At 46.7% G+C, this 14,933-nt stretch carries 15 protein-coding genes; 7 read left to right on the forward strand and 8 right to left on the reverse strand.

Annotated elements, in window-relative coordinates; all coding sequences use genetic code 11:
• Window positions 1–83 precede the first annotated feature (83 nt).
• Window positions 84–1,019, reverse strand: a complete 936-nt coding sequence (locus K0C01_RS07565) for a GDP-mannose 4,6-dehydratase (RefSeq protein WP_221169109.1) — start codon at window positions 1,017–1,019, stop codon at window positions 84–86.
• A 126-nt stretch (window positions 1,020–1,145) separates the two neighbouring features.
• On the opposite strand from K0C01_RS07565, the gene K0C01_RS07570 reads away from it, so the two are divergent.
• On the forward strand, window positions 1,146–3,017 hold the full coding sequence (locus K0C01_RS07570) for a heme-binding protein (RefSeq protein WP_221169110.1): 1,872 nt from the start codon (window positions 1,146–1,148) through the stop codon (window positions 3,015–3,017).
• A gap of 610 nt (window positions 3,018–3,627) precedes the next feature.
• Here the strand turns inward: K0C01_RS07570 and K0C01_RS13080 are convergent.
• Genes K0C01_RS13080 through ggt form a run of 3 tightly spaced genes read right to left on the reverse strand, consistent with a single transcriptional unit; the run spans window position 3,628 to window position 6,246 of the window.
• On the reverse strand, window positions 3,628–4,005 hold the full coding sequence (locus tag K0C01_RS13080) for a CHY zinc finger protein (protein WP_221169111.1): 378 nt from the start codon (window positions 4,003–4,005) through the stop codon (window positions 3,628–3,630).
• Window positions 4,002–4,601, reverse strand: a complete 600-nt coding sequence (gene trmY, locus K0C01_RS07580) for a tRNA (pseudouridine(54)-N(1))-methyltransferase TrmY (protein ID WP_221169112.1) — start codon at window positions 4,599–4,601, stop codon at window positions 4,002–4,004. The genes K0C01_RS13080 and trmY overlap by 4 nt, the downstream gene beginning before the upstream one ends.
• 40 nt (window positions 4,602–4,641) lie before the next feature.
• Window positions 4,642–6,246 (reverse strand): gamma-glutamyltransferase, encoded by a 1,605-nt coding sequence (gene ggt / locus K0C01_RS07585; RefSeq protein WP_221169113.1) that lies wholly within the window; start codon window positions 6,244–6,246, stop codon window positions 4,642–4,644.
• A gap of 80 nt (window positions 6,247–6,326) precedes the next feature.
• Between ggt and K0C01_RS07590 the strand changes: the two genes are divergently transcribed.
• From K0C01_RS07590 to K0C01_RS07600, 3 genes are read left to right on the forward strand one after another with little or no spacing between them, the layout of a single operon-like run.
• On the forward strand, window positions 6,327–7,391 hold the full coding sequence (locus K0C01_RS07590; RefSeq protein WP_221169114.1) for a THUMP domain-containing protein: 1,065 nt from the start codon (window positions 6,327–6,329) through the stop codon (window positions 7,389–7,391).
• Between the two features lie 42 nt (window positions 7,392–7,433).
• On the forward strand, window positions 7,434–7,634 hold the full coding sequence (locus tag K0C01_RS07595; RefSeq protein ID WP_221169115.1) for a ubiquitin-like small modifier protein SAMP2: 201 nt from the start codon (window positions 7,434–7,436) through the stop codon (window positions 7,632–7,634).
• Window positions 7,631–8,002: a GNAT family N-acetyltransferase gene (locus tag K0C01_RS07600; RefSeq protein WP_221169116.1), complete on the forward strand. Its 372-nt coding sequence runs from the start codon at window positions 7,631–7,633 to the stop codon at window positions 8,000–8,002. Before K0C01_RS07595 ends, K0C01_RS07600 begins: the two co-directional genes overlap by 4 nt.
• Here the strand turns inward: K0C01_RS07600 and K0C01_RS07605 are convergent.
• The 3 genes from K0C01_RS07605 to K0C01_RS07615 all read right to left on the reverse strand — a co-directional run bounded on the left by K0C01_RS07605 (window position 7,987) and on the right by K0C01_RS07615 (window position 10,001).
• Window positions 7,987–9,375 (reverse strand): phosphohexomutase domain-containing protein, encoded by a 1,389-nt coding sequence (locus tag K0C01_RS07605; RefSeq protein ID WP_221169117.1) that lies wholly within the window; start codon window positions 9,373–9,375, stop codon window positions 7,987–7,989. The two genes, K0C01_RS07600 and K0C01_RS07605, sit on opposite strands and share 16 nt — an antisense overlap.
• 38 nt (window positions 9,376–9,413) lie before the next feature.
• Complete coding sequence (locus K0C01_RS07610) at window positions 9,414–9,677, reverse strand: GIY-YIG nuclease family protein (protein ID WP_221169118.1); 264 nt, start codon at window positions 9,675–9,677, stop codon at window positions 9,414–9,416.
• A 129-nt stretch (window positions 9,678–9,806) separates the two neighbouring features.
• Window positions 9,807–10,001, reverse strand: a complete 195-nt coding sequence (locus K0C01_RS07615; protein WP_221169119.1) for a 30S ribosomal protein S17e — start codon at window positions 9,999–10,001, stop codon at window positions 9,807–9,809.
• 240 nt (window positions 10,002–10,241) lie between these two features.
• Between K0C01_RS07615 and panB the strand changes: the two genes are divergently transcribed.
• Window positions 10,242–11,027, forward strand: a complete 786-nt coding sequence (gene panB / locus K0C01_RS07620; RefSeq protein WP_221169120.1) for a 3-methyl-2-oxobutanoate hydroxymethyltransferase — start codon at window positions 10,242–10,244, stop codon at window positions 11,025–11,027.
• A gap of 10 nt (window positions 11,028–11,037) precedes the next feature.
• Here panB and K0C01_RS07625 read toward each other — a convergent pair whose 3' ends face one another.
• A complete protein-coding gene (locus tag K0C01_RS07625) occupies window positions 11,038–11,817 on the reverse strand; it encodes an alpha/beta fold hydrolase (protein ID WP_221169121.1) in 780 nt (259 codons plus the stop codon).
• A 606-nt stretch (window positions 11,818–12,423) separates the two neighbouring features.
• Here K0C01_RS07625 and K0C01_RS07630 point away from each other — a divergent pair.
• Complete coding sequence (locus K0C01_RS07630) at window positions 12,424–12,657, forward strand: DUF7127 family protein (RefSeq protein WP_221169122.1); 234 nt, start codon at window positions 12,424–12,426, stop codon at window positions 12,655–12,657.
• Window positions 12,658–12,660: 3 nt separating this feature from the next.
• Complete coding sequence (locus K0C01_RS07635) at window positions 12,661–14,916, forward strand: CDC48 family AAA ATPase (protein ID WP_221169123.1); 2,256 nt, start codon at window positions 12,661–12,663, stop codon at window positions 14,914–14,916.
• Window positions 14,917–14,933: the final 17 nt, after the last annotated feature.

A 14,933-nucleotide genomic window follows, 5' to 3' on the forward strand; every position in this document is an offset into this window, starting at 1 on the left:
ACTGTAAATTAGCTCTTTTAGCTTCTACAGGCTATGTCCCGCTCTCAAGGAACCGCCAACGACGGCGAGTAGGCAGGGCTAGCTCACTTGGCATCGATCAGCGTTTTTAGTCCTTCCTCTAACTCTATCGTTGGCTCATACCCAAGTTCTTCCTTCGCTCGAGAGATGTCTGCGCAACTCCGACGAATGTCACCCTCTCGCGGATCAATATGTGTGACCTCAGCACTACTATCTGTTAGGTATTTGATTATATCAGCGAGTTTGTTGATAGAGATTTCTGTGCCAGTTCCAATATTATATGCGCCTGTTTTTTCTGTTGCTGCAGCTAGCAGGTTTGCCTGCACAATATCATCCACGTGTACAAAATCACGGGTCTGCTCACCATCCCCTTCAATAGTGATTTCAGTTCCCTGTTCGGCCTGCTCACAGAAAACAGAAATCACTCCCGCATAGTCACCGGTTTGTCTTGGCCCATATACGTTGAAGTACCGTAGAGCAACCGCGTTTAGATCATACAACTCACCATATAACTGCGTCCGCTGATCAATTGTAAGCTTATCAAGCCCATACGGCGATGTCGGATGCTTTGAATGATTCTCGCTGATTGGTACTGTCTCTGGGTGCCCGTATATTGCTGCTGAGGATGCAACTACAACCCGTGTATCTGTCATTCGGGCCGCCTCAAGAACCGTCAGCGTCGCTTCGGCATTTCTCTGATGGCTTTCTACCGGGTTTTTCACTGACGCTTCGACACTGACCAGTGCTGCCTGATGGAAGATCACCTCAACTTGCTCCGCAAGCGAGTTCAGTAGCGGTTGACTGGCCGCATCTCCTTGAACAAACTCAATGTTTCCATGATCAAGCTGAATGTGCTCTGCTGATCCGTTCGAAAGATCATCAATAACGAACACATAGCAATTTAGATCAGTAGCAAGCCGCTCTACCAGATGGCTCCCGATAAATCCAGCACCACCGGTAACAAGAACTGAACTACCAGCCAGATCTGCTGTGTCTGTCATTGTTATACCGTTTGTGGCTATCTGCTTAACTTTTATAGACTTCTAATTTGAAAACTGCAGATTCTCAAACTAACCTCAGGACAATTGACCGGAAGGTTCCTATTTATCCATTCCTTATCGCGGTCCATGTCACAACATAACACTGCCCCTCCAACAGACGAAGGGTGGTTTGCACTGCATGATTTTCGGACAATAGATTGGGATGCTTGGCGGAAGGCTCCTGAACGTGAACGAAAGCGTGCACTTTCGGAGATAATTGATCATCTCGTATCTCAAACTGGTGTAGGTAAGAATGGAGATGGGGCTTCTGCGATATACTCAATTCTTGGACACAAAGCAGATCTGCTTATACTTCACCTCCGTCCCACAACTGCACGTATCGGAGCAATTGAGCGCCAATTTGAGCGTACCAAATTTGCGAAGTATACTAAACGAGCAACTTCTTTTGTCTCCGTAACAGAGGCCTCTGGCTATTCAGAGCGTGCTCGCAAGTATTTTGACGGCACAATCGATGAAAACTCGGGACTTGCAAACTACATGCAGACACGGTTGAAACCGGACATCCCAGACACAACACATGTCTGCTTTTATCCAATGAACAAGCGCCGCCAGCCCGGCCAGAATTGGTATGACCTTGACTTTGAGACACGCGCAGAACATATGGAAGCACACGGTGACATCGGCCGTGATTATGGCGGACGTGTTGTTCAAATGATCACAGGAGCAATAGCGCTCGACGACTGGGAGTGGGGAGTGACATTATGGGGTGATGATTTGGTTGATATGAAGGATTTACTTTATGAGATGCGTTTTGATCCTTCTACTTCGAAGTTTGCTGAGTTCGGCTCATTTTACATTGGCCGAAGGATTGCTCCTTCGGATTTACCTTCATTCATGGCAGGTGATCCTGTCCCAACTGATAAGAATGACCTAACGGCACAAGAGATGGAATCTCCAATCCATCCGGAGGATGCAACCGGCACTGAAGGTAGCTCTGATGCTATGAAAGACCATGCGAACAGCCCTGATAAATCAACAGTTAATCCTGATGAAGATGGTGTAATTGTAAATTCGGATCATCTTGTGTCACGTCTCAGCGACATTGGACTCAATGAGGAGACGAATTATGGAGATGATATTTATGGTCTTATCATATACTCCAAAGCTAATCTCCAAGACGTTCGGACAGATGTTGATGGTCTCCGTGGAAATTTCGATCACTACGATACCCATATTAAGACAGTTGTAACTGAAGAGAATGAACAGGTGGCTGTAGCCAGCCTCTGGGAAACTGAGCGTGCAGCCAATATTGCTAAGAGTTTTTTACTTGATATTGCGGGCGTTGAAGATAGCCACTCTCAACAGACGGATAATGACACCAATGTCAAGGAACCAGCTGCGACTGAAGACGATGTTGAGGACATCAGAAGTGAATTATCTGAACTCGACATCTATGCTGGTACACCTCATGGCGAAGATATGTATGCCCTTGTGCTGTATTCTGATGCGGAATTAGACAATCTTATTGATGCCGTTGAAGACTTAAATAGTGGATTTGACCGATATGACACACACAATGGAACAAATGTTTACAACGATACGGATGGAGACGTTGCAGCTGTAGTCAGCCACTGGAAAACAGCGGACGCCGCAAGCACTGCCAGTGAATACCTTTCTGATCTTCCCGGGATTGTCGGTTGGGCAAACGAAGGTGATGGCTTTGAAACTATGGGCATGTTTTACACTGTTAAGCCTGCCTACCGTGACGATTTCGTTAAAAAGTTTGGAGATGTTGAGGAACTACTCGTTGAGATGGAGGGGCATCGAAGAACCTCTTTGCTCGAAAATGTTGGTCAAAATAATGATATGTTTATCGCCAGCAGATGGGATTCAAAGCAAAATGCGATGGAATTCTTCCGTTCAGATGATTTCACTGACGCCGTTGAGTGGGGTCGTGAGGTACTTGTAGACAGGCCTCGACATGTTTTTCTTACCTAATTTTGGATTCGATATCACGTGACTTACGGAAGATTCGAGGCGAAAGCCTCGCCCTTCAGGGCGGAGAAGAGGTCAATTTGAGGTTCCTCTGTAGACCGCGTGAACCTCCCCTACCTACCCCCGCCGTTGGCGGTTCCTTGCGGATAGGAGCTTTCTGGTTCAGCGATGTGCCTTGCAGACACAACCGCAGTGTCTACAGCGGTCGCAGTCTCCGCAGGCGTTGATTTGGATTGTCTCAACCCCGCTTGCTGGTGACGGGCAAATGAGGCTGCCCGCGGGTATGATCCCGTTCGAAGTCAGCATCATGAGCAGAATCTATCACAGTCGATAATTTAATATCACGTAACGTAACTGTTTCAGAGTAGACTGAGCGATGGCTGTATTCCTACTCTACTGCACTCACTGTAATTGCAACTGATGTCCTTATCAGTAGTTGAAAACACAGTTTTATTATTCAACACGAGTCATGTGATAATGGTGTATCACGGTTTGTTACCGGATCACCACTGAATAAAGAAATCGTATTATCAACAACTGTTATCCACAGATGGAGAAGACCGAGTGCCCTGAGCCTCTCCCGAAGTACTTTACGCCAACTCACGTATGTTACTCACTTCTCGTCAACTACAAAATATCGTTCATAATGATGTTCACATTCTGCATTGAACTCTGAATGGCACTTGGGACATTGTGTACCTCCGTTTATGTACTCTGTAATAGTAAATACAGATCCGCAATTGCCACAGTATATAGCTTCTGTATCAAACTCGCTACACTCCCATTGTTCTGCTTTATGATCTGTGAGTGATCGATGACATTTGTAACATGGATAAAATGTATCACAGCATGGGAACCGGATCGAGACAATATCCACCTCGCTGTTATAATGCTCACAGCGAGTTTGTTCGTCCATCCTGATGCCAGCTAACGGAATTTCTTTTTGATTATTGGTTTCCTCTGGAGTTATTGCCGTTCTGTCTCGTGTCATTCGTATTGACGGTATCTTTCTGTATCAAGATAATTGTGGACAACTGTAATAGCGTGGTTTGCATGGATGGCTTTTGGTCCCACACTGATCTTTTCCTCAACAACCTCATCGAGAATTTCCTGCTCTTCTGTAGTGAATCGCTGATGATCAGAGAGCACAAATGCGGATGACTGTGGCATATCAACATCTGTAATTGGCGTGCCTGATTCATGTAACTGTATTACTGCGCTTTGTTCCGCAACTGCTTCTACCGTCGATCTCGTGTCCATTCGGTATAGTTTCACACCAGGCGATGGCTCTGCTGGCTGATGACCAATTGCCATATCAGCATTCTCTAATGCATTCTTGATCCGGGATGCAATTGTTCGCTCATCTGGATGTAGATACTGTAACTGCTTTCCATCAAACTCAACTCGGTATGTATCTGAAAGCACCAGTTGAATTTTTGTATCTTCTCGCATTCCATGTGAAAGAAACACTGCACTGTTTACGCAACGGCAAAGTACATCCAGCCGTCCGGCTCCACCAGCTAAGTCATCAAGCGAAAAGGACGGGTCTGTTGGCGTTTCGTGGCCGAAAATAATGAACTGACGCATGATAACTATATATCCCAACTGTGTTCAAATATCCCTTTGTTTAGTACGCTTGTGCATTCCCATCCTTTCGTGGTTCCGTTGCTGCTGATAGTGTGGCATCATTGTAACGACTGATTTGTGCTCCGCCAAATGCAGTCGTTGAGTCAACACGGACGTTGTGTCCTTTCCGTGAGAGCCCAATAGAGATTTCATCCGGGAATTCTGGCTCAACCGAGATAACTCCCTCTGAACGATACCGCCATCGAGGGGAATCTAGTGCCTGCTGTAGTGGTTGTCTTTGATCAATTAGGTTTGTTAGGACCTGCAGATGCCCTTGTGGCTGCATGTACCCACCCATCACTCCGAATGCTGCCCAGTCATTCTCATCGAATTGTACTAGTCCTGGAATTAGCGTATGGAATGGCCGCTTTCCAGGCTCTAAACAATTCGGATGGTTTGGATCAAGTGTGAATGAGGCTCCTCGATTTTGTAATGCAATCCCGGTATTTCCAGCAACCAGCCCAGATCCAAATCCCATGAATCGAGAGTTTATATACGAAACTACGTTGCCTTCGTCATCTGCAACAGTGAGTAACACTGTGTCCGCATCCTCCGCTGGTGAATCAATCATTTGAGGGGTCGGATCAGACGCTGTTGATTCAATTCGGTCAGCACGTTTCTGTGCCCATCTTTTTGATTCAAGTGCTGGAACCTCTTTGTACTCTGGATCAGTGATATAGTAATGACCGTCATGGAATGCGTGTTTCATTGCCTCAATTAGGTAGTGTATACGTTCTGTCTCATTTTCATAATCACCAACGTCCAGCTCCTCGGCGATATTCAGTGCCTCAAGAGCGATTGGTCCCTGATTGTTTGGTGGGAGCTCATATACTGTTGCACCGTTGTACGTTGTACTGATCGGGTCGATGAACTCTGGTTCAAATGATGCCATGTCGTTCATCGAAAGAACGCCTCCATGTTCTTGGACTTCATTAACAATTGCTTCTGCAATTTCACCCTCGTACACAACATCTGCTCCTTCGTCAGCAATCTTCGCAAGTGACTTGCCCAGTCGTGGTAATCGTATTTCTTCTCCAACCTGAGGAGACCGTCCGTCAATCAAGTATGCTTCTTTTGCATGGCTTGTCTGAAATAATTTCTCTGCTGGTTTCCACTGTTCAGAAATGACTTCACTCACGGGATATCCGTCAATTGCATACTGAATAGCTGGTTCAAGAACATCAGACATCGACAGAATGCCAAACTCTTCGATTGTCTGTTCCCACCCTCGTGCTGTGCCCGGCACTGTTACCGTGTGTGGTCCTGTTTCGGGCATTGACGGGTTATCGCCATCCATCCGATCCCGAATCGTTTCAATTGTTGCATCTTGTGGTGCCCCACCGCATGATCGCATAGCTCCAATTTCCCCATCAGCAGTCCGATACATTGCAAAGACATCTCCGCCAATCCCTGTTGATGTCGGCTCAACTACGTTCAATGCCGCAGCTGTTCCAACAGCTGCATCAAACGCATTTCCCCCATCCTGAAGAATAGAGATTCCAGCTTGTGCTGCTAATGGCTGACTGGTTGCGACGACGCCTTGTTGTCCGTATACTGTTGATCGCCGCGATTGAAATTGTTCAATATCTACTGGATGGTCGTCCATATGTCTTCTATTACTCCAATTGGCAAAAGCCCGCGGGAAAAACCGTCATGTTCTTTTTGTTATACTGGCTCTGTTTCGATGTGTATTGGCTTGAATTCGCCGGCGAAGATGATGTCCTTGCGGCACTTGAAGCGACATATGCTACTGATGATATCGCCATTGTGGGACCTGGGGTTGGAATCGCAACTGATCTCGATCCAGATCGACTTCAATCACTAGCACTCACACGAACCGCTGGTCCACTAGTTAGCCGTACTAATGCTTCTGTTGACGATGCCTGCCAATCTCTGAAATCTGCTTCGCTTAATCGGTCAGGAACTGTTGCGGTTCGTGCCCGCGATGTTCGGGCACAAGCTAACATCGACACCCAGCGTGCTGAGCGTAAGCTTGGATCTGTCCTTGTTGATCACGGTTTTAGTGTCGATCTCGACAACCCAGATCACGTTCTTCGCGTGTTATTTGCTGATGGGAACATTAGTCGCGATCCTGCTGCTGATCCAGTCCACTGTCACGATCCAATGCGAACTGGCTACTTGAGTGGTGTTGAATCTGATTCAATTTGTGTAATTGGATGGTCTGACCATCGGACTTCTCGGGATTTTCACACCCGTATGCCAACTGATCGACCTTTCTTTCAACCAGGAAGTATGGACCCACAGATTGCTCGTACGCTAGTCACACTTGCTGGTGTAACATCTGGTGATAGGTTCTTAGATCCAATGTGTGGAACCGGTGGAACTCTTATCGAATCTGGCTTAATCGGTGCGGAGTGCATTGGATGTGATATACAGTTAAAGATGGTCAACGGGACACGGGAAAATCTCACCCAATATCTTTCTAAACGACAGACTGATGTCTTCCGTGCTGATGCAACTAAGCTCCCGCTCTGTAATATGGCGGTTGATGCTGTTGCCTTTGATGTCCCATACGGACGTCAATCAGTAATTGAAGGGGAGACACTCTCTTCACTTGTCAATGATACTCTGGCAGAAGTATACCGTGTAACCAATCGAGCGGTTGTCGTCGCAGATCAATCATGGAAACCTGCGGCAGAATCGGTAGGATGGTCTGTACCTGCGGTCCTCCAGCGGTATGTTCACGGATCGCTTACTAGATATATCCATATTCTTGAGAAGCCAGAGTAACGGTGCGATATACTCTTTTTACTACACGTTCAAACTACTTCCATGCAAGTAACCGTTGACGTGAAAGGAGATGATACACATGTCGTTACTGTTGAGAACGGTGCAACATACGACGATATTCTTCTACAACTTGGTTTCTCACCGCAGGAGGCAACTGTTCTCTCCGATGGTCAACCTGTCCCAGGTGATGGCCACGTTACCGAAACCGAACTGACCGTTCTCCGACTTGTTGCTGGCGGATGATTGAAAAAGCAACTCCTGATGATCGTCTTGCGCTCCGCCGTTTAATCGATAGTGTTCACCTTATTGTCAATGACCTCCCCGCTCGGATCGCGGATAGCTCTGTATATGTCAAACGAAGCAACAACACAGTTCTCGGTGCAATCGTACTTCGTGAGACTACGTATGGTGCACATATCGAGGCTATTGTTGTTCGCAAGCGACGTCGTAATTCCGGGATTGGAACTGAGCTAGTAAAGACCGCTATTGACAGATACGGAGTTCTCACGATGAGCTGTCAGTCAGATACCTGGCCATTTTGGGCATCGCTTGGCTTTCGACCTCTATGGAGCACAGATCAACGTGTGTATGCTCACTATGAATCTTCCTGAACTGCTGTTTTTTGTGCGACGACAAACTCCTGCCCTGTTTCAAGCAACTCCTCAACACGGATTTCAGTATCCGCTTCTGCGTAGATGCGAAGCTTCGGTTCAGTCCCACTCGGCCGAACTAGTATCCAAGCTCCATCTGCGAGTAGCATTTTTACTCCGTCTGCTGTATTCACATTCGTAACTGACTCTCCAGCGATTGATTCCGGACGATTATCGCTGATTTTGCCCATTGTTTCTGCTTTCAGATGATCTGGGCAATCAATACTTATTCGATCTTGGTGAATCTCTCCGTGTTGTTCAAGTAATTCGTCGATCCATTCTTCAATCGGTTGTTCTACAGCAGCGGCACATGCGAGCAATCCAGCAAGAACCCCGTCTTTGTTTCGCACGTGATCTCTGATTGTAAAGCCGCCGCTTTCTTCTCCACCGATTAACGCATCATTCTCATCCATCGCTTTAGCAACCCATTTGAAACCAACTGGCGTTTCAACAACGTCTTCGGCGTGTGCCTGTGCAATGCGGTCAATTAAAAACGTCGTGGAAACTGTTCTCACTGCTGGTCCCGACTCTGATTGAAGTAAGTATGTATAGTAAATGCCAAAAAGTTTGTTTGCATCAACATACCCATTCGAAGTAACAACGGCGATTCGATCTGCGTCACCATCATTAGCAATCCCGATATCCGCTTCTCCCGAATTGACTGCATCTATTATTTGCTCTAGTCGATCAGCTGTCGGGTTAGGGGCTTCTCCTCCAAATTCCGGATCTCGGTCACACCGAAACTGCAGTACTTCGGCTCCAGCATTCTCGAGTACTTGATCCGTAACTCCTCGTCCGCTTCCGTATAACCCATCATACGCAACAGTTAGTCCATTTAGATCTGCATTTATTCTATCTTGTACTGCTCTTATATGTGGTGTCAGAAAGTCGACCTTACGGATGGTTGCTGGATCATCTAACGTATATTCTGGCTTATCAATATATGATTCAATTGTGTCAGTAACTGCCGGCAATGCTGGTGCCCCGTCTTCTGGTATGAACTTTACCCCACCGTATTCTGGAGGATTATGCGATGCAGTAACCATGATCCCCCCAGCGAGCCCTCGCTCGACAATTCCATGGGCTAACGATGGTGTCGGACAATCCCGATCTGCAAATAGAACTTCATGCCCTTCTGCTGCCAGTACTCGAGCAAGTTCCTGTGCATCCGATTCAGCATGCCTTCGAGCGTCGTACCCTACAGCCACCGGTTTTTCGTCTTTCCCTACTTCATGCAGGTACTTGCTGATTGCTTCAGCGATGGCATGTAACCGATTTGGTGTAATCTCTTGACGAGTAGCTCGCCAGCCATCGGTCCCAAATGCAACATCCATATTTCCGATTCAACATGCATTATTAAAAAATCCCAGTACTATCCACGATTATCTTTCTCGCCCTCAGCAAGTTTTTGCTTTGCCGATTTACTAAGTTGCTTTATCTCATACTCCCGTTGCATCGCTTTACTTTGCGTCTCAAATTCTTCTGTATGAACAAGTGAGACCGGATTTCTCCCTTGTGTGTATTTTGCTCCATCCCCATTATTATGCTCCTTAATCCGTCGTCTGACGTTGGTTGTATATCCAGTGTAAAATGTGCCATCTGTGCATTGAACAACATAGACATAGTGACCTCCCATGATACTACATCTGATAGTTAGTACTGTACTTGTGAATAAGCCAATGCATTATCAAAGTACGTCTATATAATAAAATCTAATCAGCACTTGCTGTTGGTGGATGCTCTTGCAGTGCGGTAACTTGACCAATTAGGATTGATACTGTTTAGCGCGTTCCTTTCGAGCAATGTAGCCTGCAATTCGGTTTCGAACGCCTTTTGATCGAATGTTTGTCAGTGTCTCTACTGCTTCTTTGTTATGTTCGAAGTTAGTCGATACTGCTTCAGGATATCGCTCCATAATGAGCTCGCCTGTCTTTTTGACGTATCCCGGTTTAATTGCCATATTTGTAGATTTCATTCGTCACCCCCTAAAGGCTATCGTATCTTGCCTATAATGGTAGTAAAGTGAACTACTCTTACATACTCGCTACCGTTGGTCGCTCCCTGAGAATGGTGATTTAGCCTACCAGAATTAAAGCCAATTTACAGAATTGCAAGACGAATGCCACGGGGCTTGACCCCAAGGCACTTCACAGTGGCCAAATTCTGTGCATTTATTCATGTTCTTATCTAACCATCATCTATGTCTTTCACAGTTCAGGATATACGAACATATTCTGATAGCCCACCGTTGACAATGCTCACTGCTTATGATGCTCCTACAGCCAGTCTTGTCGAAGAGGCAGGTATTGATATAATTCTTGTCGGCGACAGCATGGGCAATGCCGTTTTGGGATATGATACGACAATTCCGGTAACGATGGAAGAAATTCTTAGCCGTACCGCTGCTGTTGTTCGTGGCACTGATGATACTCTCATAGTCGCTGATATGCCATTCTTAAGTGTCGGCACCGATCGACAAACGAGCATCGAAAACTGTGGAACCGTTCTTAAAGAAACGGGAGCCGATGCGGTAAAAATTGAGTGTGGATCACATACCGTAGACCTTACCCAAGATTTGGTAGAGCTCGGGATCCCAGTTATGGCACATCTTGGGCTTACCCCACAACGCGTTAAGGAACTTGGAGGATATGCTCAGCAAGGTGATTCACCACAGGAGGCTCAACGAATCCTTGATCTTGCCCGACAACATGAATCGGCCGGTGCATTTGCCCTTGTGCTTGAGCATATCCCAGCAAAACTTGCAGCCGAGATAACTGAGGAACTTTCCATTCCAACGATTGGCATTGGTGCTGGCAACGACTGCAACGGTCAGGTACTGGTTTTCAACGATGTTGTGGGACTTAACGAATGGGCTCCTTCATTTGCTAAACAATTTGGTGATGTCCGAGGAGAAATCCTGTCTGCTGTTGAGGAGTATGCCGATTCGGTTCGATCAGGTTCATTTCCCAATTCTGAGGAGGAATAAGCTATGAATCTCATTCAGACGCAATCTTCTGTAAAAACGCACTGATACTACTATTCACTGCTTCTGGTTGCTCAAGCATCACTAGATGTCCAGCATCTGGTATTATGTCTAACTCTGCTTCTGGTAATAATTTCTGCAGCTTCTCATGCTCTGCTGGTGGCGTTAGCTTATCATTCTCTCCAGCGACTAGTTGGATTGGTATTTGGATTTGATCAACACGATCGCGAATATCGAACTGATGACATGTCTCAAAATCCCGCCATGTTACTTCCTGTCCAGTTTGCTTCATTAGTTGTTTTGCCTGTTCTGCCCGCTTTGTGCCTGCTTTGGAGAATAGCCCACCAGGCTGATCAAGAAATTCAATTGCTCGATCGAAGTCTGTCTCTAGCCATTCGCGCACGCTATTCAGTACTGGCATTCTTGGACCGGTTCCGGAGATAACTGCCGCCGTTATGTCTGTATCCCGTTCTGCAAGTAGATGTAGTATCACTGCACCTCCAAGCGAACATCCCACAAGCACATTTGCATTAACCTCTTTTGCTACTGCAGTTATGTCATCAGCATACGCTGAAAGTGTCTCAAACCCTGGATCTGCCGTTATATCTTCTGAACAACCGTGCCCACTTAGGTCAATAGCAGCAACTGACCAGTCTGCTCGTAACTGAAACTGTTGTTTCCACACTGTATGAGTTCCCCCGCTCCCATGGACAAAAAGAACCGTAAGGCCCGCACCATTTCCTTCGTGGAAACGGTATGCTATCTCTCGTTCATACTGAGTAATGGTTTCCATATATTATCTTGTATTGACAGAACCAAAAACAGTCCCCTCGATGTCGATATCTGTGTTGCTCTTCTGCTCCTGTATAGACGGTAAAAGCGACTATCTGGGTCTTGAACCCGGGTGAGTTCACGCGGTCTTGCGTCTAAGGTGTGATTTTATTCTATACTGTCGTACGAATCGCATATAATCTCATAATGTGGCGGCTCAGTTGAACCCGTCATCACAAGGGGCTCAGTGCGGGGGCAAAATACTCGTCATTGCCGCCACTTAGGATAGTACCTTTAGCCTAAAATTTATATTGTATTATTTCGCCTATCCAGATAATTAGCGGTACGGTGAGGACACACAGTTCCCGTCCCCAGGGAGGACCGACGAGAGACAGACCCGGGTGAACTGCAGCAAAATTACGGTCGTAACACCGGGCAGCAGTCGCCCAGCGGGAGTGTCACACAGTACATCCTCGCCACTACGACCGAATATGGCTAAATGCTCCCAAATACTACTGAAAATCAGAACGGTAGTTGGCTTCTTCCGTTTAGTAATTACCCCAATTTTGACTACTTTGTACGGATGCGCGTAACATTTATATAATATAAGCACTTACCTAATGTTACTATGAACCCTAATCAGCTACAAGACCGTTTAGATCACCGTGTTCGCACGGTATCTTGGTCTGATGAATTTGAAATTGTCGTTGATCTCGGTCCATCAACTGATGCATCTGTTGATGTTGTTGAGGAGACGGTTATCATTGTTACTGATGATGATCAACACGAGATTGATCTTGACACTACTCCGAAACAAGTGTTTATGAAAAATGGAGTCCTAACAATCAAACAGGAGGCATAAACTATGGAGCTTACTGTTAAACCACTCAAACAGAAAGACGCTGGACGCGGACTTGCTGCTATTGATCGTGCGTCGATGGAAGAACTCGAAGTCGAGAACGGAGACTACGTTTTACTCCAGGGTCCGGACGATGGCCGCGGCGTAGCTCGAGTCTGGCCAAGTTATCCTGAAGATCGTGGCAAGAGCATTGTTCGTATCGACGGACGACTCCGACAGGAAGTTGGTGTCAGCGTTGATGATCAAGTGACTGTCGAACCTGCTGATGTGCAACCTGCTACATCGGTGACTGTTGCTCTTCCGCAGAACCTGCGTATTCGCGGTAATATCAGTCCTCTTGTCCGAGATAAGCTTAGCGGACGTGCAGTGACAGAAGGTCAAACGGTTCCGTTCCCGCTTTCCTTCGGCCCACTATCAGGCTCTGGGAAATCGGTCCCACTCAAGATTGCCTCAAGTGAGCCATCTGGCACCGTCGTCATAACCGATTCCACTGAAATTGAAATCAGTGAGACACCTGCCGAGCAGATAACATCAGACAAATCTGCTCCAGAGGGTGTCCCAGATGTTACTTACGAAGACATTGGAGGTCTCGAAAACGAACTTGAACAGGTTCGGGAGATGATTGAATTGCCGATGCGGCACCCAGAGTTATTCCGCCAACTTGGTATTGAACCTCCAAAAGGAGTTCTCCTCCACGGCCCGCCTGGCACTGGTAAGACCCTCATGGCTAAAGCAGTTGCAAACGAGATTGACGCTCACTTCCAGACTATCTCTGGCCCAGAGATTATGTCCAAATATTACGGTGAGAGTGAAGAGCAACTACGGGAAGTTTTCGAAGAAGCTGAAGAAAACGAACCAGCTATTATCTTTATTGATGAAATTGATTCAATTGCATCCAAACGCGGTGAAACGCAGGGCGATGTTGAACGACGGGTTGTTGCACAGCTACTCTCGTTGATGGATGGACTCGAGGAACTTGGGCAGGTAACGGTTATTGCAGCAACCAACCGTATCGACGATATTGATCCGGCTCTTCGACGTGGCGGCCGATTTGATCGGGAAATTGAGGTTGGTGTCCCCGACAAGGAAGGTCGACATGAAATACTTCAAGTCCACACTCGTGGAATGCCGCTTTCCGATAAGATTAATCTTGAAGAATATGCGGAAAACACCCATGGTTTTGTTGGGGCAGATATTGAGAGTCTCACAAAAGAAGCCGCAATGAATGCTCTGCGACGAATTCGCCCAGAAATCGATCTTGAAAGTGATGAAATCGACGCAGAAACACTTGATGCACTACAAGTTACCGAATCCGACCTCCGGGAAGCACTCAAAGGTATTGAGCCGTCTGCTCTACGAGAGGTCTTTGTTGAGGTTCCAGATACGACATGGGAAAATGTTGGTGGCCTCGAAGATACCAAGGAGCGACTTAAGGAAACAATACAATGGCCGCTTGAGTACCCTGAAGTGTATGAACAAATGGACATGGAGTCGGCGAAGGGGGTATTGCTCTATGGTCCACCAGGAACCGGAAAAACATTGCTCGCTAGAGCAATTGCCAACGAGAGCCAATCGAATTTCATCTCCGTCAAAGGTCCTGAGTTGCTGAATAAATACGTAGGTGAATCTGAGAAGGGTGTTCGCGAAATCTTCTCGAAAGCCCGAGAAAATGCACCAACAGTTGTGTTCTTTGATGAGATTGATGCAATCGCCGGCGAACGTGGTAGCGGTAGCGACTCAAACGTAACCGAGCGAGTCGTTTCACAACTCCTCACAGAGTTAGATGGTCTTGAGGAAATGGAAGATGTTGTTGTGATTGCAACGACAAACCGTCCTGATCTGATCGATAATGCGCTTCTTCGACCGGGCCGTCTTGACCGACATATCCATGTACCTGTTCCAGATGAGGAAGCCCGACGAAAGATCCTTGAGGTGCATACCCGAAATAAACCGCTTGCAGACAATATTGATCTTGACTGGCTTGCTGAAGAAACAGAAGGCTTTGTTGGTGCAGATATAGAAGCCCTCTGTCGTGAAGCTTCCATGGCTGCCAGCCGTGAACTGATCAATACTGTTAGTCCAGATGAAATCGCTGAAAGCGTCGGAAACGTCCTTATTAGCAAAGAACACTTCGAAGCGGCACTCGATGAGGTCAGCCCAAGCGTGACCCCTGATGTCCGAGAACAGTACAAAGAAATTGAGCAAAAGTTCGAGCGAACGGAACCGGAAACAACTGGTCAGCTTGGCAGAACGTTCCAGTAGATAGACTCTGCTGACCT

The sequence above is a fragment of the Salinarchaeum sp. IM2453 genome (assembly GCF_019693215.1).
Taxonomy (GTDB): domain Archaea; phylum Halobacteriota; class Halobacteria; order Halobacteriales; family Salinarchaeaceae; genus IM2453.

Coding starts and splice junctions, on each gene's coding strand:
- K0C01_RS07565 (WP_221169109.1), bottom strand. CDS start 1,019: ATGACAGACACAGCAGATCTGGCTGGTAGTTCAGTTCTTGTTACCGGT.
- K0C01_RS07570 (WP_221169110.1), top strand. CDS start 1,146: ATGTCACAACATAACACTGCCCCTCCAACAGACGAAGGGTGGTTTGCA.
- K0C01_RS13080 (WP_221169111.1), bottom strand. CDS start 4,005: ATGACACGAGACAGAACGGCAATAACTCCAGAGGAAACCAATAATCAA.
- trmY (WP_221169112.1), bottom strand. CDS start 4,601: ATGCGTCAGTTCATTATTTTCGGCCACGAAACGCCAACAGACCCGTCC.
- ggt (WP_221169113.1), bottom strand. CDS start 6,246: ATGGACGACCATCCAGTAGATATTGAACAATTTCAATCGCGGCGATCA.
- K0C01_RS07595 (WP_221169115.1), top strand. CDS start 7,434: ATGCAAGTAACCGTTGACGTGAAAGGAGATGATACACATGTCGTTACT.
- K0C01_RS07600 (WP_221169116.1), top strand. CDS start 7,631: ATGATTGAAAAAGCAACTCCTGATGATCGTCTTGCGCTCCGCCGTTTA.
- K0C01_RS07605 (WP_221169117.1), bottom strand. CDS start 9,375: ATGGATGTTGCATTTGGGACCGATGGCTGGCGAGCTACTCGTCAAGAG.
- K0C01_RS07610 (WP_221169118.1), bottom strand. CDS start 9,677: ATGGGAGGTCACTATGTCTATGTTGTTCAATGCACAGATGGCACATTT.
- K0C01_RS07615 (WP_221169119.1), bottom strand. CDS start 10,001: ATGGCAATTAAACCGGGATACGTCAAAAAGACAGGCGAGCTCATTATG.
- panB (WP_221169120.1), top strand. CDS start 10,242: ATGTCTTTCACAGTTCAGGATATACGAACATATTCTGATAGCCCACCG.
- K0C01_RS07625 (WP_221169121.1), bottom strand. CDS start 11,817: ATGGAAACCATTACTCAGTATGAACGAGAGATAGCATACCGTTTCCAC.
- K0C01_RS07630 (WP_221169122.1), top strand. CDS start 12,424: ATGAACCCTAATCAGCTACAAGACCGTTTAGATCACCGTGTTCGCACG.
- K0C01_RS07635 (WP_221169123.1), top strand. CDS start 12,661: ATGGAGCTTACTGTTAAACCACTCAAACAGAAAGACGCTGGACGCGGA.